Below are 25,926 nucleotides of genomic sequence, written 5' to 3'. Positions count from 1 at the left end.
CCGGCTCAGCGGCCCCGCAGCTGGTCGATCTCGCGGCGTTCGCGCTTGGTGGGACGACCGGTACCGCGGTCGCGAAGCGCCGCCAGCGGTGTCTCCTCGCGCGGCGGGGGCGGCGGGCTGTTGTCGATGAAGCACTCGGCGGCGACGGCCGCGCCCACCCGCTTGCGCACCAGCCGCGAGACCACCACGATCCGCTCCCGGCCGGCGTGGCGCAGCCGCACCTCGTCGCCGTTGCGCACGGCATGGGCCGGCTTCACCCGCTCGCCGTTGACCCGTACGTGCCCCGCGCGACAGGCCGCCGCGGCCAGCGAACGGGTCTTGGTGAGCCGCACGGACCAGATCCAGCTGTCGATGCGGGTGGTCCCCTCGTCTGAAGCCATAGCCATACCCAGACTCTAGAACGGCCGCGACTCCAGAACGGCCGCGCACACCGCAGCGCCCGGCGGGCGGGGGGGGGGGGGGAGCCGGTCAGCCGGTCAGCCGGATTTCTTGGCTGTGGTCTTCTTGGCCGGGGCCTTTTTGGGTGCGGCCTTTTTGGCCGTGGATTTCTCCGTGGTTTTCTCCGCGGATTTCTTCACGGTGGCCTTCGTGGTGGCCTTCGTGGTGGTCCTCTTGGCCGTGCCGCCGGCCGTGGTCTTCTTCGCAGCGGAAGCGGTCTTCTTCGCCGTCTTCCGTCCCCGTATCGGCGTCACGGACGCCGCCTCCGCGCCCTCCGTGCGGCCGCCCTGCGCCGCCTGCACGCTCTTCTCCAGGGCCGCCGTCAGATCGATGACCTGGGCGCCGGAGGGCGTCGCGGGGGCGACCGGCTCCTCGCCCTCCAGCTTCGCGGCGACCAGATCCTCGACGGCCTCCCGGTATTCGTCGTGGAGTTCGGCCGGGTCCAGCTCGCCCAGGGAGTCCATCAGGGTCTCGGCCAGCGACAGCTCGTTCTCGCGGATCTCGACCTCGTCGGGGACGACACCGGTGGCGGGCCGGATCTGGTCCGGCCACAGCAGCTGGTGCATCACGATCGCCCCGTCGTGCGCCCGCAGCATCGCCAGCGACTCGCGCCCGCGCATCGCCACCTTGCCGATCGCGACCTTCTGATGGTGTTCCAGGGCCTCCCGCAGCACCGCGTAGGGCTTGATCGCGGCCGCCCCGTTGGGCCCCAGGTAGTAGGCCTTGTCCAGCTGGATCGGATCGATCTCGGAAGGGTCGACGAAGGACAGGATCGCCAGCGTCTTGGCGGTCGGCATCGGCAGCCGCGACAGATCGTCGTCGGTGATCGGCACGACGATGTCGTCGCCCGGAGGCTGATACCCCTTGCCCACTTCCTCGTTCGGGACCTCCTTGCCGTCCAGCTCACAGATCTTGCGGTACTGGACCGGCGCGCCGTCCTTCTCGTGAATGCGGACGAAGGAGACCGAGGAGGTGCGGTCGGTGGCGCTGTAGGTCTTCACGGGGATGGTGACCAGTCCGAACGTAATCGACCCATTCCATATAGAACGCATATTCCGTCCCTTGTGTGGGATTCTCATCGTATGTCGCCGATCACCGTCGTGGAGGGGCGGCGCCTCTCGCTGACCAACCTGGACAAGGTCCTCTATCCCGAGACCGGCACCACCAAGGGTGAGGTGCTGCACTACTGCACCACCACCGCGGACGCGCTGCTCCCGCACCTCCACGACCGGCCGCTCTCCTTCCTGCGCTACCCCGACGGCCCCGACGGCCAGCGCTTCTTCACCAAGAACGTGCCGCCCGGCACCCCCGACTGGGTGCAGACCTGCGAGGTCCCCCATTCGACGTCCGGGCCCACCCGCCAGGTCCTGCTCCAGGACCTCCCCTCGCTGGTCTGGGCCGCGAACCTGGTCGTCGAACTGCACGTTCCGCAGTGGACGGACCGCGCGCCGGGCATCGCCGACCGCCTCGTCCTCGATCTGGATCCCGGCGCACCGGCCACCATCGTCGAGTGCTGCGCCGCGGCACGGTGGCTGCACCGGCGGCTGGCCGCCGACGGCCTGGAGGTCTACGCCAAGACCAGCGGCTCCAAGGGCCTGCACCTCATCGCGCCCATCGAGCCCACCCCGTCCGAACGGGCCACCGCCTACGCCAGGACGCTGGCCGCCGAGGCCGCGCGGGCCCTCCCGGACCTCGTCGTGGACAAGATGACCAAGTCGCTGCGCCCCGGCAAGGTCTTCCTCGACTTCTCCCAGAACGCCGCCGCCAAGACCACCGCCGTCGCCTACACCCTGCGTGCCCGCGCCACCCCCACCGTCTCCGCGCCCGTCACCTGGGACGAGATCGCCGGCTGCACCGGCCCGGAGCAACTCAGCTTCCTCTTCAGCGAGATCGCCCCCCGGCGCGAACGCCACGGCGAGCTGCACGCGCCGCTGCTCGACCCCGACCGGGCCCGTCCGCTGCCCGGTACCGCATAGATTGACCTCATGATCGAGGGGACGTCACCGGACGACACGATGCAGCTGCGAGCGCCCACCCGGCGGATATCCGGCGCCGAGGGGGAGACGGGGAGCAAGGGCCCCGGGGGAGGGGCGGCGCGCTCATCGCTCCTGATGGCCATGGGCACCGTGGTCTCCCGCGCCACGGGCCTGATCCGGCAGGTGCTGCAGGCCGCCGCGCTCGGCACCGGCCTGCTGGCCACCACGTACAACACGGCCAACGTCGTCCCGATGAGCATCTACACCCTGCTCATCGGCGGCGCGCTGAACTCCGTGCTGGTGCCGCAGCTGGTGCGCGCCAGGGCCGAGCACGCGGACGGCGGCCGTGCCTACGAGCAGCGGCTGGTCACCCTCGTCCTGAGCGTGCTGGTGGCCGGCACCCTGCTCTCGGTCTGGGCGGCCCCGCAGATCGTCGCGGTCTACACCCCCGACACGCCCCGCACCCACGCCGCCTTCGAACTCACCGTGGTCTTCGCCCGCTTCCTGCTCCCGCAGATCTTCTTCTACGGGCTCTTCTTCATCCTCGGCCAGGTCCTCAACGCCCGCGACAAGTTCGGCGCGATGATGTGGACGCCGGTCCTCAACAACATCGTCCTGATAGCGATGTTCGGCATCTACGTCGGCCTGCTGGCCGGTCCCGACCGCATCGAGGACATCACCCCCGGCCAGATCGACCTGCTGGGCATCGCCACCACGGGCGGCATCGCCCTGCAGGGCCTGGCGCTGATCCCCTTCGTACGGGCCGCCGGCTTCCGCTTCCGGCCCCGCTTCGACTGGCGCGGCACCGGCCTGCGCAAGAGCATCGCGGCCGCCCGCTGGACGCTGCTGCTGGTCCTGGCCAACCTGGCCGCGATGACCGTCGTCACCCACTACGCGAGCGCCGTCGACCAGCAACTCCCCACCGCGGGTGCGGGGTTCACCGCCTACAGCTACGCCCAGACCATCTGGATGCTGCCGCAGTCGATCGTCACCGTCTCGCTGGTGACGGCGCTGCTGCCGCGGATGAGCCGCGCGGTCGCCGAGCACCGGCTGGACGATCTGCGCGGCGACCTCTCCCGCGCACTGCGCATCAGCGGCGTCCTGATCGTCCCGGCCGCCTTCTTCTTCCTGGTCTTCGGCCCGCAGACGGCCCAACTGCTGTTCGCGCACGGCACCGTGGACGTCGCCTCCGCCGCGCCCGCCGGGCACATGCTGCAGGCCTTCGGCCTCGGCCTGATCCCGTTCTCCGCCCAGTACCTGCTGCTGCGCGGCTTCTACGCCTTCGAGGACACCCGTACGCCGTTCTGGACGGCCTTCTCGATCAGCGCCGTCAACGTCGCCCTGGCCACCGCCTGTTACCTGCTGCTGCCCGCGCGCTGGTCGGTCACCGGCATGGCCGCCGCCTACGCCGTCGCATACGGCATCGGACTGCTGGTCACCGCGCTGCTGCTGCGCCGACGGCTCGCCGGACGCCTCGACGGCCGGCGCCTGTGCCGTACGTACGGCAAGCTGACCGTGTCCGCCGCCGCGGCCGGAGCGGTCGGCTGGCTCGCGGCCCGGGCCTGCTCCGGGGTGCCGGTTCCGGCGGGCTGGACGCCCGTTCTGGGCCTGGCCGCCGGTGGTCTCACCATGGCGCTGATCTTTCTGGGCCTGGCCCGCGCTCTGCGGATCGGCGAGCTGCGCACCCTGCCCGGCCTGCGCTGATCCGGGCGGCGCGACCGCTCACACCGCGTGCGGCCGCGGCCAGGACGCCTGCGCCGCGGCCCCGATCCAGCCGATGACGGCCCGGACCGTGGCGTCGCTCAGTCCCGCGAGCTCCGCCACCGCGGCCTGGTCCCCGGCCGCCGGCGCCACTCCGGCCGCGGTGAGCGCCGCCTGGACGTCGAGGCGCCGGCGATCGGGCAGGGCCACGGGTGCCTGCAGCCGCTCCTCGGGACGCGGGGGAGGGAGCGGCAGGTCATCGGGGTGCGCCGGTACGGAGAGCACCCGGTCCTCCGGGCGGGGCGGCGGCAGGAGGAGATCCAGGGGCAGCGCGCGGGTGTCGTAGCGGTCCTCGGCGCGCGGCGGAGCGAGGGCGTAGTCCGGTGGTGCGCCGTACGGCGGGGGAGTGGGGCGGTACAGCGACATCGGGGCCTCCGGGTCCGGTGAAGCGGGCGTCGGCTGCTGAGAAGCGGTTCGGCGCCGCTCCGGTTGCGAGAACGGCGCGGGTTCACCCGATGGGGGTGCGGCGCGCCTTCCGGTTGCCGTTCCTGGCGTCGCGGTGGGCGGGCACGGCGGTGTGAAACGGTCGGCAGCGGTCGGCAGCGGTCGGCGTTTTGAAACGATCGGTTCAAAACGCTGTAGAGTCCCCGACGGTGCAGGCGGGGGCGTTCCGGGCTGTCGTGACACCCCGTCAGCGGATCGCTGCCGAGGCCTTCGCCTGCCCTCGTTTTGGAACGATCGGTTGTGAAAGGGAGGTCGGAGCGTGCCGCGTGCCGTATATGTGCTGGCCATGGGGGTCTTCGCCATGGTGACCAGCGAGTTCGTGGTGGCCGGGCTGATGCCGCAGATGGCGGACGGGCTGGGGGTGGGCATTCCGCAGATCGGGTATCTCATCACCGCCTTCGCGGTGGCCATGGCGGCCGGTGGGCCGTTTCTCACCATCGCCGTCCTGAAGCTCCGCCAGAAGAGCGCGCTGGCGGTCTTGTTCGGGATATTCCTGGCGGGCAATGTGCTGGCCGCGCTCGCGCCGGACTACGGGGTGATGCTGGCGGCGCGGATCGTCACCGGAGTCGCCTCCCAGGCGTTCTTCGGCGTCGCGATGTCGCTCTGTGTCCAGCTGACCCGGCCGGAGGTCCGCGGCCGCGCCATCGCGGTGCTCATGAACGGGCTGATGCTCGGCACCCTGCTCGGACTTCCGCTGTCGACGGTCGTCGGTGAACACTTCGGCTGGCGGGTGGCGTTCTGGGTGATTTCCGGAATCACGGTGCCGGCCGCGCTCGCCACGCTCACCGGAGTTCCCCGGCTGGGGCGGGCCGGCGGCGACGCGAGCGTACGGGAGGAGCTGGTCGCCTTCAGGAATCCCCGGCTGTGGCTGGCGCTCTCCACCAGTACGCTGATCATCGGCGCGACATTCTCCGCGTTCAGTTATTTCCATCCCATTCTGACCGAGGTCACGGGATTTTCGTCGGGCACCGTTCCACTGCTGCTCATCGGATACGGCGCTGCCACCGTGATCGGCAACACCGTCGTAGGGCGACTCGCGGACCGGCATACGGTCGGCGTCCAACTCGCCGGTCTGGTGCTGAATTTCCTCTTTCTGGCCGGGTTCGCGCTGCTGGCCCATCTCGCCGTTCCGGCGGTGGCGCTGATGACGGGGATCGGTCTGGTCGGTGTCACGATGAATCCGGCAATGGCCACCCGCGTACAACGCACCGGAAATGCCCGCCCGTTGGTCAACACCGTGCACTCGTCCTTCATCACCCTCGGCGTCATCGTCGGCTCCTCGGTCGGCGGTCTGGCGATCCACTCCTTCGGGCTGCGGGCCCCGTTGTGGCTCGGTGCCGCGCTGGCCGTCCTCGGGATCGCCACGCTGGTGCCCGACCTGCTCCGCCGTCCCGGCGCGGCGCCGCCCGGGACCCCGGCGAGGCCGGCCGCCGCGCCCGCCGCCGAGCCGGAACTGCTCTGTGTGGTGAACTCCTGACGGAGCGTCGATGATTCCGCCGCCCTTTCGTACGGAATTCGGTGGTCGCCACGGGGTGGACACATAACTCTCCCCTGGTGTTCACACTGTGGTGATTACCGCGATGGAAAGCTTCCTGCGGCCGTATTCCCAACGGCCGGTGCCGGTCGTGCCCCACATATTTCACGGCCGGGTACCACAATTCGGGGAGAGGACACCCTTCGTGGAGAACACCCACATATCCCGCCGCGGCCGCGCGCTGGCCATCGCCGCCGGAACGGTCATGGTGGCGGTGGCCGCACAGATCCCGGCGACCGCGACCGCCGACCCGGCCGCGGCGCACCGTTCCGTCACGTCCGTCACCGCTTATGACGACACGTACTACGAGGACGCCGTCGGCAAGACCGGCCAGGAACTCAAGAATTCGCTGCACGGCATCATCAGCCGCACCCAGACCGGAAAGCTGACCTACTCCCAGGTCTGGGACGCGCTCAAGGACACCGACGAGGACCCGGCCAACAGCGCGAACATCATTCAGCTGTACACCGGTAAGTCCCAGAGCAAGGACGCCAACGGCGCCGAACCGGACGACTGGAACCGCGAGCACGTCTGGGCGAAGTCGCACGGCGACTTCGGGACCGACACCGGCCCCGGAACCGACATCCACCATCTGCGGCCGGCGGATGTGACCGTCAACAGCACGCGCGGGAACAAGGACTTCGACAACGGCGGTTCCGAGGTCGGCGAGGCGCCCGGCAACCGCACCGACGACGACTCCTTCGAGCCCCGCGACGCCGACAAGGGCGATGTCGCCCGCATGATCCTCTACATGGCCGTCCGCTACGACGGTGACGACGGCTTCCCCGACCTGGAGCCCAACGACAACGTCGACAACGGCAGCCAGCCGTACCTCGGCCGGATCTCCGTCCTGAAGCAGTGGAGCCAGCAGGACCCGCCGTCCGACTTCGAGAAGCACCGCAATCAGGTGATCTTCGACAAGTACCAGCACAACCGGAACCCCTTCATCGACCACCCCGAGTGGGTCAACGAGATCTGGTGACCGGTACCGGGCCGGGCTCGGCCGCCGCAGGCACCGAGCCCGGCCCGGCGCGTACGGCATCCGGGCGCCGGACATCGGATGGAGTACGCCAACCGGCGCGCAGCCAGGGGCGTTCTTAGCGTGGCCTCATGCCGAGCGTGAGGTGGTCCCCCGTCAGAGTCGTTGTCGCACTGTCGGTTTGTGCCGCGAGCCTGCTGGCCGCGACCGGGCCGGCCGCTGCCGACGGGCCGTACGGCGTCGACGACCTGCGGGCCGGCGCGCCCGCCGCCGATCCGGGCGGTGGCGCAAACCGGCTGGACCGCCGGGGCGTGCAGTTCGAGCCCCGGCCCGACGTGCCCCGGCCGCCCAGGCTCTCCGCGCTGTCGTGGATGGTGACGGACCTGCCGAGCGGCAGGATCCTGGCGGCCCGGAACGCGCATCGGCCGCTGCCGCCCGCCAGCACGCTCAAGACCCTCTTCGCGCTGACCGTGCTGCCGAGGTTCCCGCAGGCAGCGGTGCACACCGTCGCCGCCGAGGACCTGACCGGCATCGAGGCGGGCAGCTCGCTCGCGGGCCTCAAGGAGGAGGTCCCGTACCGCGTCGCGGACCTGTGGCACGGCGTCTTCCTGCGCTCGGGCAGCGACGCGGTGCGCACCCTGGCCGGGATGAACGGCGGCTGGGACAAGACCATCGACGACATGCAGGCGACGGCGCGGCGCCTCGGCGCGCGCGACACCCGGGTGGAGTCCGCGGACGGCTTCGACACGCCCGGCCAGTACTCGTCGGCCTACGATCTGTCGCTCTTCGGGCAGGCCGGTCTGACCAACCCGGACTTCGCCCGCCTCGCCTCGGCCAAGTGGGCCGAGCTCCCGGAGGGGGACCCGGACGGATCCGTCATCCAGAACACCAACCGGCTGCTGGTCGGCTCGCACGGCGTCCGCCCCTACGACGGCCTCATCGGGGTCAAGAACGGCTACACGTCGCACGCCGGCAACACCCTGATCGCCGCCGCCGAGCGGGACGGCCGGACGCTGCTGGTCACCGTCATGAACCCGCGGGCCGGCGGCCGCAACGCCGTCTACGAGGAGGCCCGCGACCTGCTGGACTGGGGATTCGAGGCCGCCCCGCGGGCCGCTGCGGTCGGCATGCTCCCCACCATGGCGCCCGCTGGGCGGCAGCGGGAATCCGCGCACGCCGTGCACCGGCCGCATGCGCACACCACCCTGCACAGGGCGCAGGTCGCGGCGCGGGCGGGAGCCGGGGCCGAGCAGGGTCACGGATGGCTGCTGCCGGCCGCCGGGGCCGTCGGTGCGGTCGCCGTCGCCGGGCTCGGCACCGGCCTGTGGTGGCGCCGGCGCGCGTCCCGCGGAGCCTGGGACGGGGAGCCGGACTGAGGCCGCGCCCCCCGCGGCCGATGTCGTACATCCGTCCGATCGGTCGGGGATACGGAGGAATCGACTGGCCTTGCCCGGTGATGGGCGACGCGTCAGCCACGGTTGTGCTCCCCGCCGGGCGTCGCTCGGTGTAGCGTCCTGATCAGCTGTCGTGGTTCCGAAGTACCGGGCGCCCGTGTCGCATTCACGGGCGTTCTTGCTGTGCGGTGCGTGTCCGGACCAGGGCGATCACCTCCGGTTTCCGCAAGCACGCGCGGAAGCCGATTCGAGCCCATTGAACGAAGGAGACGGACATGGCTTCCGGCACGGTGAAGTGGTTCAACTCGGAGAAGGGCTTCGGCTTCATCGCCCAGGACGGCGGCGGCGCCGATGTCTTCGCGCACTACTCCAACATCGACGCCAGCGGCTTCCGCGAGCTGCAGGAGGGCCAGAAGGTGACCTTCGAGGTCACCCAGGGGCAGAAGGGCCCCCAGGCGGAGAAGATCCGGCTGGCGTGACCCCGCGCGCACCGGCGCCCGCCCCCGGCTTCGGGGGCGGGCGCCGTCGTGCGTGGCGGCTGGCGTCACCCGTACGGCCTTCAGGGGCGCCGGTCGTTGAGGATCTGCATCGCCAGCCCGGCGCTCCGCTGCGCGAGCTGCCCGCGCAGCCGCTCCGCCTGCCCGGCGGGGGTGAAGAAGGCGTCGTCCCGGTCCGGCTCCCAGCGGCGGAGGTGGTCACGGCTGCGCTGATAGGCGAGGGCGAGGGCGGTGGCGTCCCCGGGCGCCGCGGGGCGCATCAGGACGTCGGAGGTGAGCCGGGCGGACGACGCGGAGATCATCCGTACAGCGTAGGGGCGGGGTGGTGGCCCCGCGGGGGCGGTGGCCGGAGTCCGCCTCCGGTCGGCCGCCGGTTCAGCTCTGCGGCGGCTGGTCCTTGCGCTGCCCGCCGCCGAACTCGTCCCGGAGCCTGTCCTGGCCCCTGTCGACCTGACCCGGGTACTTGCCCTGGGTCTTCTCGTCGACCATGTCGCCGGTCTTCTCGATGCCCTTGTCGGTCTGGCTCTCGTGGCCCTTCAGCATCTGCTTGATCTTGTCCATCATGGACATGAGTCGTCCTCCTCACCACGGTCCCCCACGCCTCCAGCATCGCCCCCCACCAGGCGATCTGCATCCGCGCGCCGGGGACGCCACAGGCCGCCCCCGGCCGCCGTGACGGGCCGGCTAGGACCCGCTCGCGATGGGCGCCTTCAGCTGGTCGCTGATGAACTTGATCGAACCGGCCGCCATGCCCTTCTGGTAGTCCCAGGCGTTGTGCCGACCGCCCGGTATGAGCTGCAGGGACGTGTGTATCGGGCCCTTGCCGTAGGTCCGGCGGAACTTCTCTATCGAGGCGGTGACGGCGGAGGACTCCCTGGTGCCGGCCTGGAAGGCGAGGTAGACGTCCGGGCCGCCCTTCTGGAGGAGGCGCTGGGCGAGCTTCTCCGGATTGTTGGCGTCCTTGGCCGCCTGGTGACCGGCCCACAGCGGCGAGTCCGGCACGATGTCCGGGCCGCTGGCGATCACCGCCTTGAACTTCTCCGGGTACTTCAGCACGGACTTCAGGCCCGCGAAGCCACCCGAGGACGAGCCCATGAAGGCCCAGCCGTCGCGCGACTTGAACGTACGGAAATTGGCCTTCGTCAGGTTGACGACGTCCTCGGTCAGCCAGGTCCCCATCTTCTGCTGCCCGGGGATGTCGCTGCCGTCGTGGTACTGGGTGTCCGGGTTGAGCATCGGCATCACCACGATGAACGGCAGGCTCTTGCCCTCCTGGGTCCACTTCGTGATGTTCTCCTGCAGCTCGATGTCGCCGCCGACCCAGTAGTTGGTGACCCCGCCCGGCTCCTTCGGGCTGCCCAGCCCGCCCGGCAGGGCCATCAGCACCGGAAAACCGCTCTTGGCGTACTTGGGGTCCTGGTACTCCTTCGGCGCCCAGACCCAGACGCTGCCGGTGACGCCGGACTTCGCGCCCTTGAGCGTCGCGCGCGCTATACGGGTGCCGTCGTCCAGCGTCCGGGTGATCCGGAAGTCGCTCTTGGGGCCGGTCGGCATCAGGGTGTCGTCGTCCACGGGCTTGACCCGCGCGGCGCCGTCGTTCTTGGCGCCGGCGTTGAAATCGACCGGGTTTCCGGTCTCCGAGCAGCCGGTGAGCAGCGTGCAGCAGGCGACGAGGGTGGCCGCGAGCGCGACGGCATAGGGGTGTTTCAACGGTGACTCCGCGACGGGGGATCAAGGTACAAGTGCCCGTAAAGAGGGAAAACCGGCGGCGGAGGTTCCCTCTCCGCGGACCGGGGCGCACCGCCCGGCTCACCCATTCGGCTCAATGGTGCCCCGGCGGATTCCGTCCGCTGCCATCGGGCCCGCTCGACGGGCACGGTTCCGCCGCCCGGCCGAGAATGCAGCGGTGAGCGATGAACACCGCAGTGCCGAGCACACCGCGCCGCGCGCCATGCCGTGCGATGAGGAGCGACGGCTCGCCAGGAAGGCGCTGGCCGGCCGGGCGCGGGACGCGAACGATCTGACGTTGCTGATGGACATGCTGGGCCTGGATCCGGGCCGCGACCCGGGTCAGGAGGCGGACCGCGGCCCGGAGCCGGGCCGCGCCGCCCCCGGGACCGGCCGCGGTCGGCGGGCCGGGCGCACACGGCGGACCGGCCTGTTCCGCGACACCTGCCGCGACGCCCGGTCACCCTCGGGCGGGCCCGGGGACTGACACCGGCCCCGCCCCCCCTTCCGCCCCGCTGCCGTCGCTAACGGTCCCCCGCCCGGCTCAGCCGGAGGGTCACGATCTGGAACGGGCGCAGCCGCATCCTGATCGTGCGGCCGTCCCGCTCGATCGCCGGGCCGTCACCGCCCGGCCGCTCCAGCAGGTCCGTCGTGACGGCACCGGCCACCTCGAAGCCGGCCGTGAGGGTGGTGGCGGCCCGTCCGCCATGTGCCTCGTGGAGCCGCACGACCACATCGCCGCTCGCGTCGTCGGCGAGCTTGACCGCCGTGACCACCGTCGCGTCATTGCCGACCGTGATCAGCGGCGGCACCGCGACCGCACCGCTGATCCGGCGCTCGGGCAGGTTGATGCGATGACCCTCGCGCACCGCATCGCCGATGCCGGCACCAGGGAGAAGCGCATAGCGGAAGCGGTGCAGACCCTGGTCGGTCTCCGGGTCGGGGAAGCGCGGGGCGCGCAGCAGGGAGAGCCGTACGGTCGTGGTGGTGCCCCGGTCGCCGTCCTCCCGGACGGTGCGGGTGACGTCATGGCCGTAGGTCGCGTCATTGACCAGCGCGACGCCCCAGCCCGGCTCCTCCAGATGCACGAACCGGTGCGCGCACGCCTCGAACTTGGCCGCCTCCCAGCTGGTGTTGGTGTGCGTGGGCCGGTACAGATGCCCGAACTGGGTCTCCGCGGCGTAGCGCTCGGCATGCACATCCAGCGGGAACGCGGCCTTGAGGAACTTCTCGGTCTCGTGCCAGTCGACCTCGGTGTCGATGTCCAGCCGCCGCTGCCCGCGCGCCAGCGTCAGCGACTGCACCACACGGGAGTCCCCGAAGGTACGGGTCACCCGCACCGTCGCCGCGTCCGGACCCACCTCGCCGAGCACGACCTCGTCCGCGTCCGTCAGATCGGTGACGACATTGCGGTAGAACGCGTCCACGTCCCAGGCGTCCCACATGTTCGGGAAGTCCGGGTGGATCTGCAGCAGATTCGCCGCCCCGCCCGGTGCCACCGCCTCACGGTCGGTCCGGTGGTCGTACACGGAGACCACCAGGCCGCGGCCGTCGATCGCGATCCGCAGCAGGCCGTTGGCGAGCGTGAATCCACCGCCGTCGCGGGGCGCGGCGGACACCGCAGGGCCCTCGGCCACCGCGGGTGCCACCGCACCGGCCGCGACCCCGCCGCGGGCGTGCGGCGCGGCGTTCGCCACCAGGTGCCCGCCGCCCTCGCCGGCCAGCGCCGCCAGCGCCGACGCGATGATCCCCTCCAGCTCCGCGGCGAGCAGCGCATAGGTCTTCGCCGCCTCGCGGTGCACCCAGGCGATGGACGAGCCGGGCAGGATGTCGTGGAACTGATGGAGCAGCACCGTCTTCCAGATGCGGTCCAGCTCGGCGTACGGATAGGGGTGCCCGGCCAGTACGGCGGCGGTGGCCGACCACAGTTCGGCCTCGCGGAGCAGCGCCTCGCTGCGCCGGTTGCCGCGCTTGGTCTTCGCCTGACTGGTGAGGGTCGCGCGGTGCAGCTCCAGATACAGCTCGCCCACCCACACCGGCGCCTGCGGATACTCCGCCTCCGCCTTCGCGAAGAACTCCGCCGGCCGCTCCCACTCCACGGTGGCCGAACCGTCCAGGTCACGCAGCCGGCGGGCCTTGGCGATCATCTCGCGGGTGGTGCCTCCGCCGCCGTCGCCCCAGCCGGTCGGCGCCAGCGAGTGCCGGGCCACGCCCTTGTCCTTGAAGTTCCGTGCCGCATGGGCGATCTCGCTGCCCGCCATCTGGCAGTTGTAGGTGTCCACCGGCGGGAAGTGCGTGAAGATCCGGGTGCCGTCGATGCCCTCCCAGCGGAAGGTGTGATGCGGAAACGCATTGATCTGACTCCAGGAGATCTTCTGCGTCAGCAGCCACTTCGAGCCCGCCGCCTTGATGATCTGCGGCAGCCCCGCCGCGAAACCGAAGGTGTCCGGCAGCCACGCCTCCTCGTTCTCGACGCCGAACTCCTCCAGGAAGAACCGCTTGCCGTGCACGAACTGCCGGGCCATCGCCTCCGACCCGGGCATATTGGTGTCCGACTCCACCCACATCCCGCCCGCCGGTACGAACCGCCCCTCCGCGACCGCCTTCTTGACCTTGGCGTAGACCTCCGGCCGGTGCTCCTTGATCCACGCGTACTGCTGGGCCTGCGACATCGCGTAGACGAACTCCGGCTCGTCCTCCAGCAGCGCCGTCATGTTCGACGTCGTCCGCGCCACCTTCCGCACCGTCTCGCGCAGCGGCCACAACCACGCCGAGTCGATGTGCGCATGCCCCACCGCGCTGATCCGGTGCGCCGAGGCCCCCGCGGGCGCCGCCAGCACTGCGCGCAGCTCCGCACGCGCCGCCCCCGCCGTCGCACCCACGTCCTGCAGATCCACCGCGTCCAGCGCCCGGCCGACCGCCCGCAGCACCTCCCAGCGCCGGGGGCCGTCCACCGGGAGCTCCGCCATCAGCTCGCCCAGCACCTCCAGGTCCACGATGAGCTCCCACACCTCGGTGTCGAACACCGCCAGGTCCATCCGCGCCAGCCGGTACTGCGGCTCGCTGCCCGCGGTCTCCCGGTCGCCCAGCGGGGTGGGGCGGAACGGGTGGACATCGAGGAAGACCGGGTTGGACGCGGCCTCCAGATGCCACTCGACGCGCTCACCGCCGCGGACCGGCGCGCCCACCCGCACCCACTGGTTCCGCGGATTGATCGCCTTGACCGGAGTGCCGTCGGGCAGATGGACCAGCGCCTCGCACTGGAAGCCCGGCATCCGCTCGTCGAACCCCAGGTCCAGCACGGCCTCCACGGTGCGGCCCGCCCACCGCGCGGGCACCTCGCCGACCACCTTGAACCAGGTCGTGCCCCAGGGCGCGCCCCAGGCATCGCCCACCGCCACCGGTGTGTGCGTGGCGGCCAGCCCCTCCGCCACCGGCACCGGCTCGCCGGGCGCGACCCAGGCCGACACCTCCAGCGGAACCGCTTCCGGATACAGCGCGGGCCGGATCCGCTCGTCCAGGACCCGCTGGAGACGGGCTTCGATCAGTGCGCGATCGTCATGCATGGCGATGACTCCGTAGCGTCGAGGGGTACGGGAGCCGACGGCTGCCCGCAACGGCCTTCCTTACCAAGGGAGTTCGGCCTCGGCGGGCTCCGAGGAGGTGAACACTTCCGACACGGCGCGTAGCTGGAGCCGGGCGGCCGGCTCGTTCCCCGCGCGCCGCAGCCCCGGTACGTAGAAGGCCGTGCCGCAGGTCCCGCCGAGGAACCGCAGCCCGCCGTCCGGATGCCGGCGGTGCAGCTCGTAGTGCCGCACCGGACCGGCGGCGCGCTGCCAGTGCAACCGCAGCGAGACCGCCCCGTCCGCGGTGGCGGAGTCGGTGATCTCCAGGCCGGTGGGCGGGGCCGGGGTCGCGGCGGCGGCACGGACCGCGAGCGCGCCCAGCCGCCAGGCCGCCGCCGCACCCCCGTGGCCGGTCAGCCGCACACCCAGCACATGGAGCGTGCCGGAGCCGGACGGGCCGAGCCGTACGGAGTCGGTGCGCCAGCCGCCGCCCGGCTTCAGGGCCCCGGCCGGCCGGAACACGTACGGAGCGGGCTCGCCCGGCGCCGGTGCCGCCCGCAGCGCGACCGCGACCTCGACGGTCACCGGCCCCGACGACGCGTCAAGACGATGGGTGAGGTCGATGACCGTCGCTGCGTCCACCGGCAGCCGGGCCCAGAACAACTCCAGCGTCGCGGGCGCGTCCAGGGCACCGCGCACCAGCAGACTGCTGCCGCCGCGCCAGGCGTCGGCGAAGTCCAGCGACACGTCCGGGCGCCGGCCCCCGGTCCGTACCGCCCAGCGCCTCGGCGGCAGCCGGTCCTGCAGCCCGAGATGGTTCCAGGGCGTGTCGGAGGTGGCCACGCCGCCCTCGTACCAGCGCAGACCGTGCCCGGTGTTGAAGGTGGTGGCGAACGGCAGCGCGGTGAGCGTCGAACGGTCGGCGACCGCGGTGGCCGGTGCCCGCCAGCCACCGCCCGCCCGGCCGGGCCCGGCCGGATCCAGGCCCGCACCGGACCAGAACCGGTCGTCCGCGGCATGGAACTGGCCCGGCGTACGCCCCGCGGGAAGGTGCGTGAGCGTCCACTCGGGACGGTAGAAGCCGTACGACACGACATGGTCGCGCCCGGCGGGGACGATCGCGTCCCAGTCGGTGCGGGTGTCCCAGCCCGCCGATTCCACATCGATGCCCGCCCACAACTCGTAGCGGCTGCGGCCCAGTCGGTCCGCCAGCCGTCCCGACTCCGCCAGCCGCCGCGCGCTCCAGCGGAAGTCGACGAACAGCGCATCGGCGACCGGCCCGGCGGCGTCCTGGAAGAACGGCCGGTTCAGCTCGTTGAGCGCGCCCTGCCAGCCGACCTGCCCGGTCGTGTTCAGCGCGTCGTACCAGGTGATCCGCAGCCCGTGCCCGGCGCCCGCGGCCCGCAGCGCCCGCAGGAACGCCTGCATCTCGGCGGCCAGCGCGGCGTCGCCACCCTCGGTCTCCGCGTTGAGGAACCAGCCGTCGAAGCCGTACACGGTCGCCACCTGCACCAGCTTCGCGGCGAGCGGGAAGCGCCCCGCCGCGTCCCTGCGCACCAGATCGCGGGTCCAGCGCAGCTGCCCGCCGTAGGCGGCCGGCGGCAGGAAGACGGTGCCGAGTACCGGCACGCCGTTGCGGTGCGCGGCATCGACGACCGGGGCGTTCGGGGCCAGGATCAGGCCCTCGCCGGCGGAGCCGCCCCAGAAGACCAGCTCGTCGAGGTACGCCCAGTGGGTCGGCGCGTAGTAGTCCGCAGTCGCCGAGCCCTGCGACGGGTTGCCCGCGGTGTGGTCGAAGGCCGCCAGCGCGCTGATCCGGGCCTGGCCCGCACGGGCCGTGGTGTTCGCCGGGACCGGGGTGAAGCGTTCGGCGAGCGGCACCGTCGCCCTGTTGAACGCCAGATCCCGGTCGGTCTCGGGCCGCCAGGCCGCCAGACTGCGCCAGGTGACGCCCTCCCCGGGCGTGCCCGACGGCAGCGAGTCGGGGAACCAGTACGACGCGTACGGCTGCAGGGAGTCCGCGGCGCGGGCCCCGGGACGGCCGGCGGCCAGCGCCCGGCCGCCCCCGGGGGACGGTCCGAGCAGCGCGGCCGCGGCGCCCGCCCCGGCCAGCAGCACACGGCGGCGGGGGACGGGCAGCGGTTGCCGGTTCATGAGGTGCTCCTCCGGTGGGGACGGATGGTGGCGGTGGCGCGGGACCTACGGCGCGCGGACGACCTCGGTGATCCCACGGGACGTCAAATGTGCGGCATCCGAGGCGAGTTCGGCCAGTACGAGAGCCGGCCGGGCGCCCTGGGCGGTCAGCTCCGCCCAGGCCTCGAAGACCGGGCCGCCGGGCGCGCACACCGACCGCCGCGGCGCCGCCGCACCGCCGGTGTCGACGACCAGCGCGGTGGTACGCACCGGCGGCCGGTGCGTACGGCCGCGCCACTCCTCGACCAGCGCCGCGATCGCCCGGCCCGCCGGCTTGACCGTACGGTCGTTGCCGAGCAGCCCCAGCCCGTACTCCAGCTCGGGGAAGTCCGCCAGCGAGCGCGCCACATCGTGCGAACACCACCAGGTGACGCCCCACAGGTCCGGGCAGTCCAGGGCGGCCGCGACGGTGGCCGTGGTGAAGCGTGCCGCCCCCTCGGCGGGGATGTGCGGGGCGGGGGCGCCGACCTCCTGGAGCCACACCGGGCGGTGCGGGTCCTGCGCCCAGGCCTTCGACAGCTCGATGAGGTACGCGGCGTGCTGCTCGGTGGCCGTGCCGGTCGGACCGTGCCGCTGTGCCGTCCCGTTGAACACCCAGGAGTGCACGGCCGTGACGGCGCCCAGCCGGGCGGCCTGCGCGGGCGTGAAGGGGTGGCCGTCGCGGTACCAGGCGGCGTCGTACGCGGCGTGCAGATGCATCCGGCCCGGCGCGCCCCGCTCGCACGCCGCGAGCATCCGCGTCAGCCAGGCCTCGGCCTGCCCGGCGGTGATCCGGTCCGGGTCCGGGTGCGGGCCGTCCGAGAACTGGTTGATCTCGTTGCCGAGCGTCATCCCGAGGAAGTTCGGCCGGTCGGCGAGCGCCGCCGCCAGCGTCCGCAGATACTCCTCCTGGCCGGCCAGCACCTCCGGGTCGGTGAAGATGTTGCGGCGGTGCCAGGTCTGCGTCCAGGCGGGCAGGAAGTCGAAGCTCGACAGATGGCCCTGCAGCCCGTCGACGTTGACGTCGAGGCCGCGCTCGGCCGCGGCGTCCGCCAGCCTCACCAGCTGCTCCACGGCGCGCGGCCGGATCAGGGTGCGGTTGGGCTGGAAGAGCGGCCAGAGCGGGAAGACCCGGATGTGGTCCAGGCCGAGGACGGCGAGGGAGTCGAGGTCGGCGCGCACCGCGTCCAGGTCGAAGTCGAGCCAGTGGTGGAACCAGCCTTGGGTGGGGGTGTAGTTGGCGCCGAATCGCATGGGGCTCCTGTGGGTACGGGGCGGGGATCGGGCGGGCCGGGGCGGTTCAGCCCTTGACCGCGCCCTCGCCGACGCCGCGGAAGAAGTAGCGCTGCAGACAGGCGAAGAGCACGATCAGCGGGACGACGGCGATGACGGTGCCGGCCGCGACCAGCCGCTGGTTGTCCGCGAAGGTGCCGTGCAGAAAGTTCAGGCCGATGGTCAGGGTGAACTTCGACTGGTCGCTCAGCACGATCAGCGGCCACAGGAAGTCGTCCCAGGCCCCCATGAACGCGAAGATCGCCACGACCGCGAGGGTGCCCCTGACCGACGGCAGCGCGATCCGTACGAACCGCTGCCAGGCATTGGCCCCGTCGACGAACGCCGCCTCCTCGACCTCGTACGGCAGACCCGCGAAGGCGTTCCGCATCAGCAGCACGTTCATCGCCCCGATGCAGCCGGGCAGCACCACACCGAGCAGGGTGTTGTTGAGCTGCAGCTCCCGCATCGTCACAAACTGGGCGATCATGATGCTCTCGACCGGCACCAGCATCGCCATGACGAAGACGACCAGTGCGGCCCCGCGGCCCCTGAAACGCATCCGGGCCAGCGCGTAGCCGGCCAGCGCCGCGCCCGCGCAGTTGGTGAGCACATTGGCGCCGGCGACCTTCAGGGAGTTCAGCGCGAAGTCCCAGACCGGGATGATCCGTGCGACGCCGGCGTAGTTGGCCAGGGTGACCTCCTGCGGGATCAGGCTCGGCGGAGAGCGGTAGATGTCCTCGCCCGGCCCCTTGAGGGACGTCGACAGCTGCCACAGGAACGGCCCGACGGTCAGTGCCAGCACGGCGAGCAGCAGCAGATAGCGCAGCAGCAACTGCCACCACGGCAGCCGCCGTTGCCCGTCGTCGCGCCGCCGCGGTGCGGTGGCGCCCGCGGCGCTCATGTCTCCTCCTTGCGGCCCGCGCGCAGCACCAGCAGCATCAGCCCGACGGTGATCACGAAGACGACGACGGACAGCGCGGAGGCGTAGCCGACCCGGCCGCTGAGACCGGTGCCGACCTGCCGGACGAGCATCACCAAGGTGGTGTCCGCCCCGCCGGGGCCGCCGGTCGGACCGGCCATCAGATAGACCTCGGAGAACACCTTGAAGGCGCTGACCGCGGAGAGCGCGGCCACCAGCACCATCGTGCCGCGCACCGCGGGCACCGTGACGGTCACGAAGCGGCGCACCGCGCCCGCGCCGTCGACCGCGCAGGCCTCGTGCAGCTCCCGGGGAACGTTCGCCAGCGCCGCAAGGTAAATGATCATGTAGTAGCCGAGGCCCTTCCAGACGGTGACCGCCATCGCGCTGAGCAGCAGCAGCCAGGGATCGCTGAGAAAGCCGGCCCGGCCGAAGCCCAGGGCCTCCAGCAGCGCGTTGATCAGCCCCCGGTCGTCCAGCAGCCACACCCAGATCAGACCGACCACGACGACGGAGGCGACCACCGGCGTGTAGAACGCGGCCCGGAAGAACGTGATCCCGGGTATCTGCCGCTGCACCAGCATGGCCAGCAGCAGCGGCAGTATCACCAGCGGCGGCACCACCCCCAGCACGTACAGCAGGCTGTTGCGCAGCCCCGTCCAGAACATCGCGTCATGGATCAGCTCCCGGTAGTTGGCGCCGCCGACGAACCGCCCCGCGGTGAGCGTGCGGGCATCGGTGAAGGAGTGCCCCACCGTGCTCAGGAACGGATAGAGGCCGAACGCGCCCACGATCAGCAGCCCGGGAGCGAGGAACAGCCATGGGCTGGCCGGCCTGTGTGTCTTCACGGAGCGCCTCGTCCTCAGCCGGTCCGCAGCAGGCGATTGCACTCGGCGACCGCTCCGTCCAGCGCCGCCTCGGGGGACTGCTCGCCCTGTACGGCCTTGGCGACCGCGTTGCGCAGCACGGTCTTCATCTGGTCGCTGAGCAGCACCGGGGTGTAGTTCACCGCGGTCTTCAGCGACGTGGCCGCGGCCACCCGTACCCGGGTCGCGTCGGTGCCGTCCTGCTGGGTGAAGTACGGATCGTCCAGCGAGCCCTTGGTGCTCGGGAAGACCGTGACCTCCTTGGCGAAGGCCATCTGGTTCTTCTCGTCGGTGACGAAGCGGGCGAACGCCACCGCCGCCGGCTTGACCTTGCTCTGGGCGTTCACCATCAGGCCCTGGACGTACATATTGGCCTTGCCGGTGTTGTTGACCGCGTCCGTGATGCCGATGTGCCGGTAGAGGCCCGGCGCCTCCTTCTTGAAGTTCTCCAGATCGAGCGCGCTGCCCGGATTCATCGCCACCGACTGCTGCTGGAACTTCCGCCCCGACGACTCCGCCTGCGCGGTGAGCGCCTGGGAGTCCAGCGCCCCGGCCGTGTACAGCTTCCGGTAGTGCCGCAGCAGTTCGACGCCCTTGGGCTCGTTGAAGGTGAACTCCGTGCCCTGGGCGTTCATCAGCCGCACGCCGTACCGTCCGAAGTCCTCGATCGACGGCGTACTGGCGAGCATCGCAATCCGCCGCCCGCTCTTCTCCGCCATCGCCACCGCGTCCGTGAAGAGCTGGTCGTAGGTGGTCGGCGGCTTCTCCGGGTCGAGCCCGGCCTTCGCGAAGAGGGACTTGTTGTAGAACATCGGCCCGGTGTTCAGATACCAGGGAAAGGCGTAGACCCCCGGCATCCCCGGCATCTCATGACTCTTCCACGCGCCGGGGAGATACTCTCCCCGGTGTTTTCCCGCGGCCTTTTCCAGGTCGAGTGCGAGCCCCGCCCTCGCCAGCGGATACGCGAGATCCGGGGAGACATTGACGACATCCGGAAGCGTTCCGCCCGCCGCATCCGCACTCAGCTTCTCCGGATATCCCTCGGCCGGCTGATCCACCCATTTCACCTGGGCATCCGGATACTTGTCCTCGAAATCCGCGATGAGGTCCTCGAAGTAATCCTTGAAATTCGCCTTGAGGTTCCAGGTCTGGAAAGTGACCTGCCCCTCGACCTTCCCCGAAGCGCTGTCCGGCCCGCCGGATCCTCCTGGGGACCCGCATGCGGTCAGGGCGAGCGCCGAGGTGGCCAGAGCCGCCGTCACGGCGGCCGCTCGACTGGGAAAACGCATCGCTGGCGGCTCCTTTTGCTGGGACCGGACACCGAGGGGATCGCCGCGCGGACCGGACGGTGCGGGCGGCGGCCGGGCAATCGACGTGCCGGACGATCAACGTGCCGGACGATCAACGTGTGGTGCGGCGGCAGAACAGGAAGCAAAAAGCAGCCACAATCGACTGCGGGCCAGAAAGGAAAATGGACCTCGGACAAGGGACCTCGGACAAGGCCCTCAGACGACGACGCGGAAGACGCTACTAATGCGTTTTAGTAGGTGTCAATACCCTGATCCCCGACCACCCGGCACGGTCCGCCGGGATGCTCCGGAACCGGCGTCCGCAACGATCAACGCCCGGCGTTTGACACACCCCCCGACGCTGATCAGACTGAGCGCACTAATGCGGTTTAGGCCGAGGAGAGCCCGCCATGACAGCGCCCGGTGAGGCCGCCCGCCGCAAGCCGGCGCGCCGACCGACGATCAAGGACATCGCCCGCCGGGCCGGGGTCTCGGAGAGCGCCGTCTCCTTCGCCCTCAACGACCGGCCGGGCGTCTCCCGGGACACCCGCGCCCGCGTACGGCGCGTCGCGGAGGAGCTGGGCTGGCAGGCCAACAGCGCCGCCCGCGCGCTGTCCGGCGAGCACGCCGGCGCCCTGGGGCTGGTGCTCGCCCGGCCCGCGCAGACCCTGGGCGTGGAGTCCTTCTTCCTGCAACTCGTCTCCGGCATCCAGGAAGTGCTCTCCGTACGGAAGACCGCGCTGCTCTTCCAGGTCGTCGAGGACCTCGACGCCGAGTGCGCGCTCTACCGCCGCTGGTGGGCCGAACGCCGGGTGGACGGCGTCCTGGTGGTCGACCCGCGCACCGAGGACCCCCGGCCGGAGCTGCTCGCCGCCCTCGGCCTGCCGGCCGTCGTCATCGGCGGCCCGCCCGGGCAGCGGCCCGCCGACCACCCGCAGTCCGCGCTCTCCACCGTCTGGGCCGATGACTCCGAGGCCATGGCCCGGGTCCTCGACCACCTCCACGGCCTCGGACACCGCCGCATCGTGCATGTGGCGGGCATGCCCGGCCTCGCCCACACCGCACGCCGCATCCGCTCACTCCGTACCGAAGCGGCCCTCCGCGGCCTCGGCGAACACCAGGTCCGCTCCGTGACCACCGACTACTCCGACGCCGAAGGAGCCGAAGCCACCCGCCGCATCCTCGACGCCGCGAAGCCGCCCACCGCGATCATCTACGACAACGACGTGATGGCCGTGGCCGGCGCCTCGGTCGCCGCCGGACGCGGCATCCCCGTACCCGCCCACCTGTCCATCGTGGCCTGGGACGATTCGGCGCTCTGCCGCGTCACCCACCCCCGGCTGACCGCCCTCGTCCGCGACACCCCCGGCTTCGGGCGCCTCGCCGCCCGGGAACTCCTCGCCCTGCTCGACGGCGGACCGCTGCGCACCGTACAGGGCGAACAGCCGCATCTGGAGGCCCGGGAGAGCACCGGCCCATGCCCTCCCGCATGCTGAGGGCATGACGTTACGGACAGGGCGGGAGCGAGACTCCGCAGTGGTGGTGGGAGCCGGGCCGAACGGGCTGGCCGCGGCGGTCACACTGGCCCGCCGCGGGCTGCGGGTCACGGTGTTCGAGGCGGCCGACGAGATCGGCGGCGGGGTCCGCAGCGGCGAGCTGTCCGTACCCGGCGTGCTCTTCGACCACTGCTCCTCGACGCATGTGATGGGCGCCGGCTCCCCGTATCTGCGCACGCTGGATCTCGCGGCACACGGACTGGAGTGGTGCTGGCCCGAGATCGATCTGGCCCACCCGGTGGACAGCGGAGGAGCCGGGGCGCTGTACCGGTCGGTGGAGCGGACGGCCGACGCCCTGGGCGCCGACGGGCCTGCCTGGCAACGGCTGTTCGGACCGCTGAGCGCGGACGCCGAGGTGCTGGCCGACGCGGTGATGCGGCCACTCGTCACGGTGCCCCGGCATCCGTTCCGCCTCGCGCGCTTCGGCCTGCGCGCCCTGCAGCCCGCCACGCTCGTCGCCCGCCGCTTCCGTACGGAGGCGGGCCGCGGCCTGTTCGGCGGGGTGGCGGCGCATCTCTTCGGCCCCCTGACACAGCCGGCCGCCGCGTCCGTCGGAGTCATGGTCATCGCGGCCGGGCACCGGTACGGCTGGCCGGTCGCCAAGGGCGGCTCCCGCGCCATCGCCGACGCGCTGGCCGCCCTGCTCAGGGCGCTGGGCGGGCGCATCGAGACCGGCGTACGCATCCGCTCGCTCGACCAACTACCGCCCGCCGCAACGGTATTGCTTGACCTGGCCCCGGCGGCCGCCGCGGCCGTGATCGGCGACCGGCTGCCGCCGCGGGTACGCCGCGCCTACACCCGCTACCGGCCCGCACCCGGCGCGTTCAAGCTCGACCTGGCGGTCGAGGGCGGCATCCCCTGGCGCGCCGAGGCCTGCCGTCGGGCCGGAACCGTACATCTGGGCGGCAGCTTCGAGCAGATCGCGCACGCGGAGCGCGAGGTGCACCGCGGGCGGATGCCCGAGCGGCCGTTCCTGCTGGTCTCCCAGTCGTACCTCGCCGACACTGGCCGCTCCGCCGGAGACATCCACCCCGTCTCCGCGTACGCGCATGTGCCGCACGGCTACCGCGGCGACGCCACCGCCGCGATGCTGGCGCAGTTCGAGCGCTTCGCGCCCGGCACGCGCGAACGCATCGTCGCCGCCACCTCCACCACCACCGCCGACCTGGAACGCGGCAACGCCAACCTCGTCGGCGGTGACATCATCGGCGGCGCCAACACCCCGCTCCAGCTGACGATGCGCCCCCGCATCGCCCTCGACCCCTACCGCACGGGCGTCCCCGGCGTGTACCTCTGCTCGGCGTCCACCCCGCCGGGTGCCGGCGCCCACGGCATGAGCGGCCACAACGCGGCACGTTCCGCACTGCGGGCGCTGGGCCTGGAGTGATCCGGCCGGCCCGGCGGCCGCACGCCCGGTCAAGGCGCTTGCGGGGAAGGCGAGTTGGCTTCCGGGAGAAGGCGCGCCGCGACGGCGGGTTCCCGGACGCGAGCCCGGGAACCCGCCGCCGCACGGCACTCGGCGCAGCGGTCGGCGGTACGTCAGTGGTGCGTGACGACCCCGGCCGCCATTCGGCCGCAATTGGAACCGGAAACACTGACACTGACCGACTGGATCGTGCCGCCCCAATCCACACACCGGCCCTTTGCGGGCAGATAAACCGGGCCGGCGTACGAGGTGTAGTCGCCGCTGTCATAAACCCAGTCGGAACTGCCGTCGGTGGCCGTGAGATAGGTGTACATGTACACCGGACTACCGGGGCTGTTCCGCACCGTCACCACACAGTTCTTTCCGGTTGTCGCGCTGTACGTCAGGTACACGGTCCCCTTTCCGGTGACCGGTACGGAATTCACGACCTTGTAGCCGCTGCCGCAGGCCCCGTTGTACGCGGCGGCCGCCGGGGCGGCGGAGGCGGTGGTGGCCGTCGCCATGGTGGCGAGGCCGGCCACGGCGAGTGCGGCGGATCCTGCGATGGCACGTGAACGCTTCATGGGAAAACCCCCGTCGGGTGGTGCGTCTCGTGGTCATTTCGCAGTGTTGGACCGCCTTCGGCCGCCGATGGTTGTACTCGGGCGCGAATTCCCGGATATTCCGGGCGTGTTGCCGAGGGCGGCGGCGGTGCGCCGGCGGCCCGACGGGGACGGCATGCGACGGTCCCCGGCGCCTGCTGCGGCGCCGGGGACCGGTCGGGGTGCGCGGGGGCGGGGCGGCGGGTCAGCCGCCGTTCGCGAGGACCTTCAGGCGGTTGTAGTTCCCGTTGAAGCGGTTGCGGTCGCCGATCGGGTGGCCCGAGGAGGTGTGCTGCCAGATGCTGTGGTACCGCCAGCCGGCCGGCAGCGCGCCGACGGAGGAGCCGTAGCGCGGGATCCACAACGGGTTCGTCCGGCCGAACTTGCCCGAGTTGCCCGTGCACCGCTTCCACCAGTTGGTGGAGGTGTAGATGACCGCGTCGCGGCCGGTCTCCTCCCGGTAGGCCTCCACGAAGTCCTGGATCCAGTTGACCATCTGCTTGTGGCTCTTCCCGTAACAGGTGGCGCCGTAGGGGTTGTACTCCATGTCGAGCGCCCCGGGCAGCGTCCGGCCGTCCCTGGACCAGTCGCCGCCGTGGTCCGCGAAGTACCGCGCCTGCGAGCTGCCGCTGGAGTGATCGGGAAGCGCGAAGTGGTACGCGCCCCGGATCATGCCGGCCTCGTACGAACCCCGGTACTGCTGCGCGAAGTACGGGTTCTTGTAACTGGTCCCCTCGGTGGCCTTGACGTACGCGAAACGCACCCCGGACCTGCGCAGCGCCGACCAGGCGACATGGTGGTTGTGGCTGGAGACATCGACACCGGCCACGGCGCGGCCGTGCGCCCCCTGCGCCTCCAGCCCGCCGCCGGCCCGGTCGCCGCCCTCGCGGGCGGCGATGGTGGAGCCCATCCAGTCCTGCTCGGGGTGGGCGGGTCTCTTACCGGCATCCGACGCCGTGGCCAGGCCGGGCAGCGCGAGGGGCAGAGCGAGCACGGAGAGAAGAGAAACGAGCATTCCGGCCGCATAGGGGACTGCGCGGCGGGCCGGACCGGATCTGCGCAAGGGCATCGCATGCCTCCGAGGCCTTCGGTTGAGTCAGGTTCGGCAGCTTTTGAGCAGAATTCTGCCGATAAAAGACTTATACGCAGAACTGCCTGACTCTATGACCCAACAGGCCGTCAGTCCGCCGACCGGCCCCGCATCTCACCCGTCTGGCCGTCAGAAGGGGTCACCCCGACACGGTCCGGCCCCGGCCGCCGCCAGGGCACACAAAGGCGGAGCGGGCCCCGGCCGTACCGGGACCCGCTCCGCTTCACCGCTCAGCGGCGCACGCGCCATCCGCCGCTGTGCGAGCCGGCGTCGCTCCGCTGGTCAGTAGGCGGAGTTGACGTTGTCGATGGAGCCGTAGCGGTCGGCGGCGTAGTTGGCGGCGGCGGTGATGTTGGCGACCGGGTCGACGAGGTTGTGGGGGGTGCCGGAGACGTGGTAGCGGTCGAAGGTGGGCTGGATCACCTGGAGGAGGCC

The 25,926-nt window shown here is 71.6% G+C and carries 24 protein-coding genes; 9 read left to right on the top strand and 15 right to left on the bottom strand.

The genetic code is table 11. The features are described 5' to 3' along the window. Window positions 1-5: 5 nt before the first annotated feature. Entirely contained in the window at window positions 6-380 is a 375-nt protein-coding gene (locus ACWD6P_RS32190) for an RNA-binding S4 domain-containing protein (protein ID WP_451447727.1), read from the bottom strand. 96 nt (window positions 381-476) lie between these two features. After that, window positions 477-1,490, bottom strand: a complete 1,014-nt coding sequence (gene ku / locus ACWD6P_RS32185; protein WP_451447720.1) for a non-homologous end joining protein Ku — start codon at window positions 1,488-1,490, stop codon at window positions 477-479. A 30-nt stretch (window positions 1,491-1,520) separates the two neighbouring features. Between ku and ligD the strand changes: the two genes are divergently transcribed. Both ligD and murJ read left to right on the top strand, forming a co-directional pair. Beyond that, complete coding sequence (ligD, locus tag ACWD6P_RS32180; protein ID WP_451447719.1) at window positions 1,521-2,414, top strand: non-homologous end-joining DNA ligase; 894 nt, start codon at window positions 1,521-1,523, stop codon at window positions 2,412-2,414. A 9-nt stretch (window positions 2,415-2,423) separates the two neighbouring features. Further along, on the top strand, window positions 2,424-4,118 hold the full coding sequence (gene murJ, locus ACWD6P_RS32175; RefSeq protein WP_451447718.1) for a murein biosynthesis integral membrane protein MurJ: 1,695 nt from the start codon (window positions 2,424-2,426) through the stop codon (window positions 4,116-4,118). Between the two features lie 18 nt (window positions 4,119-4,136). Here the strand turns inward: murJ and ACWD6P_RS32170 are convergent, their stop codons facing one another. Further along, the gene (locus ACWD6P_RS32170) at window positions 4,137-4,541 is read right to left on the bottom strand and encodes a hypothetical protein (RefSeq protein WP_451447717.1); all 405 of its coding nucleotides are present in this window, start codon (window positions 4,539-4,541) and stop codon (window positions 4,137-4,139) included. A gap of 337 nt (window positions 4,542-4,878) precedes the next feature. On the opposite strand from ACWD6P_RS32170, the gene ACWD6P_RS32165 reads away from it, so the two are divergent. The 4 genes from ACWD6P_RS32165 to ACWD6P_RS32150 all read left to right on the top strand — a co-directional run bounded on the left by ACWD6P_RS32165 (window position 4,879) and on the right by ACWD6P_RS32150 (window position 9,005). Beyond that, window positions 4,879-6,096, top strand: a complete 1,218-nt coding sequence (locus ACWD6P_RS32165) for an MFS transporter (RefSeq protein ID WP_451447716.1) — start codon at window positions 4,879-4,881, stop codon at window positions 6,094-6,096. A gap of 262 nt (window positions 6,097-6,358) precedes the next feature. Further along, entirely contained in the window at window positions 6,359-7,135 is a 777-nt protein-coding gene (locus tag ACWD6P_RS32160) for an endonuclease I family protein (RefSeq protein ID WP_451447726.1), read from the top strand. A gap of 128 nt (window positions 7,136-7,263) precedes the next feature. Continuing rightward, window positions 7,264-8,508: a D-alanyl-D-alanine carboxypeptidase family protein gene (locus ACWD6P_RS32155; protein ID WP_451447715.1), complete on the top strand. Its 1,245-nt coding sequence runs from the start codon at window positions 7,264-7,266 to the stop codon at window positions 8,506-8,508. A gap of 293 nt (window positions 8,509-8,801) precedes the next feature. Then, window positions 8,802-9,005 (top strand): cold-shock protein, encoded by a 204-nt coding sequence (locus ACWD6P_RS32150; protein WP_451447714.1) that lies wholly within the window; start codon window positions 8,802-8,804, stop codon window positions 9,003-9,005. Window positions 9,006-9,085: 80 nt separating this feature from the next. Here ACWD6P_RS32150 and ACWD6P_RS32145 read toward each other — a convergent pair whose 3' ends face one another. From ACWD6P_RS32145 to ACWD6P_RS32135, 3 genes are all read right to left on the bottom strand, one after another. Next, the gene (locus ACWD6P_RS32145; RefSeq protein ID WP_451447713.1) at window positions 9,086-9,325 is read right to left on the bottom strand and encodes a hypothetical protein; all 240 of its coding nucleotides are present in this window, start codon (window positions 9,323-9,325) and stop codon (window positions 9,086-9,088) included. Between the two features lie 73 nt (window positions 9,326-9,398). Further along, window positions 9,399-9,593, bottom strand: coding sequence for an antitoxin (locus ACWD6P_RS32140; RefSeq protein ID WP_451447712.1), 195 nt, complete (start codon window positions 9,591-9,593; stop codon window positions 9,399-9,401). 114 nt (window positions 9,594-9,707) lie between these two features. After that, the gene (locus ACWD6P_RS32135) at window positions 9,708-10,733 is read right to left on the bottom strand and encodes an alpha/beta hydrolase (protein WP_451447711.1); all 1,026 of its coding nucleotides are present in this window, start codon (window positions 10,731-10,733) and stop codon (window positions 9,708-9,710) included. Window positions 10,734-10,929: 196 nt separating this feature from the next. On the opposite strand from ACWD6P_RS32135, the gene ACWD6P_RS32130 reads away from it, so the two are divergent. Then, complete coding sequence (locus tag ACWD6P_RS32130; protein ID WP_451447710.1) at window positions 10,930-11,238, top strand: hypothetical protein; 309 nt, start codon at window positions 10,930-10,932, stop codon at window positions 11,236-11,238. A 37-nt stretch (window positions 11,239-11,275) separates the two neighbouring features. On the opposite strand, the gene ACWD6P_RS32125 is transcribed toward ACWD6P_RS32130, so the two are convergent. From ACWD6P_RS32125 to ACWD6P_RS32100, 6 genes are read right to left on the bottom strand one after another with little or no spacing between them, the layout of a single operon-like run. Continuing rightward, window positions 11,276-14,317 carry an alpha-mannosidase gene (locus tag ACWD6P_RS32125; protein WP_451447709.1) on the bottom strand — a complete coding sequence of 1,014 codons (3,042 nt, stop codon included), beginning with the start codon at window positions 14,315-14,317 and terminating at the stop codon, window positions 11,276-11,278. Between the two features lie 60 nt (window positions 14,318-14,377). Next, window positions 14,378-16,471 carry an endo-beta-N-acetylglucosaminidase gene (locus ACWD6P_RS32120; RefSeq protein ID WP_451447708.1) on the bottom strand — a complete coding sequence of 698 codons (2,094 nt, stop codon included), beginning with the start codon at window positions 16,469-16,471 and terminating at the stop codon, window positions 14,378-14,380. Between the two features lie 45 nt (window positions 16,472-16,516). After that, entirely contained in the window at window positions 16,517-17,743 is a 1,227-nt protein-coding gene (locus ACWD6P_RS32115) for a glycoside hydrolase 5 family protein (RefSeq protein ID WP_451447707.1), read from the bottom strand. Between the two features lie 46 nt (window positions 17,744-17,789). Continuing rightward, entirely contained in the window at window positions 17,790-18,665 is an 876-nt protein-coding gene (locus ACWD6P_RS32110) for a carbohydrate ABC transporter permease (protein WP_451447706.1), read from the bottom strand. Then, on the bottom strand, window positions 18,662-19,573 hold the full coding sequence (locus ACWD6P_RS32105; RefSeq protein ID WP_451447705.1) for a carbohydrate ABC transporter permease: 912 nt from the start codon (window positions 19,571-19,573) through the stop codon (window positions 18,662-18,664). The genes ACWD6P_RS32110 and ACWD6P_RS32105 overlap by 4 nt, the downstream gene beginning before the upstream one ends. Further along, a complete protein-coding gene (locus ACWD6P_RS32100; RefSeq protein WP_451447704.1) occupies window positions 19,546-20,838 on the bottom strand; it encodes an ABC transporter substrate-binding protein in 1,293 nt (430 codons plus the stop codon). Before ACWD6P_RS32100 ends, ACWD6P_RS32105 begins: the two co-directional genes overlap by 28 nt. Window positions 20,839-21,248: 410 nt before the next feature. Between ACWD6P_RS32100 and ACWD6P_RS32095 the strand changes: the two genes are divergently transcribed. Then, entirely contained in the window at window positions 21,249-22,334 is a 1,086-nt protein-coding gene (locus ACWD6P_RS32095) for a LacI family DNA-binding transcriptional regulator (protein WP_451447703.1), read from the top strand. Window positions 22,335-22,338: 4 nt separating this feature from the next. After that, window positions 22,339-23,781 (top strand): phytoene desaturase family protein, encoded by a 1,443-nt coding sequence (locus tag ACWD6P_RS32090; protein ID WP_451447702.1) that lies wholly within the window; start codon window positions 22,339-22,341, stop codon window positions 23,779-23,781. 152 nt (window positions 23,782-23,933) lie between these two features. Here ACWD6P_RS32090 and ACWD6P_RS32085 read toward each other — a convergent pair whose 3' ends face one another. From ACWD6P_RS32085 to ACWD6P_RS32075, 3 genes are all read right to left on the bottom strand, one after another. Next, window positions 23,934-24,383 (bottom strand): spore-associated protein A, encoded by a 450-nt coding sequence (locus tag ACWD6P_RS32085; protein ID WP_451447701.1) that lies wholly within the window; start codon window positions 24,381-24,383, stop codon window positions 23,934-23,936. Window positions 24,384-24,606: 223 nt separating this feature from the next. After that, on the bottom strand, window positions 24,607-25,470 hold the full coding sequence (locus ACWD6P_RS32080; RefSeq protein WP_451447700.1) for a lysozyme: 864 nt from the start codon (window positions 25,468-25,470) through the stop codon (window positions 24,607-24,609). Between the two features lie 303 nt (window positions 25,471-25,773). Beyond that, on the bottom strand, window positions 25,774-25,926 hold a 153-nt coding region (locus ACWD6P_RS32075; protein WP_451447725.1), incomplete at its 5' end, for a transglycosylase SLT domain-containing protein.

The organism is Streptomyces sp. NPDC002446 (genome assembly GCF_053595675.1).
This window is presented reverse-complemented; position numbering and strand designations above follow the sequence as displayed.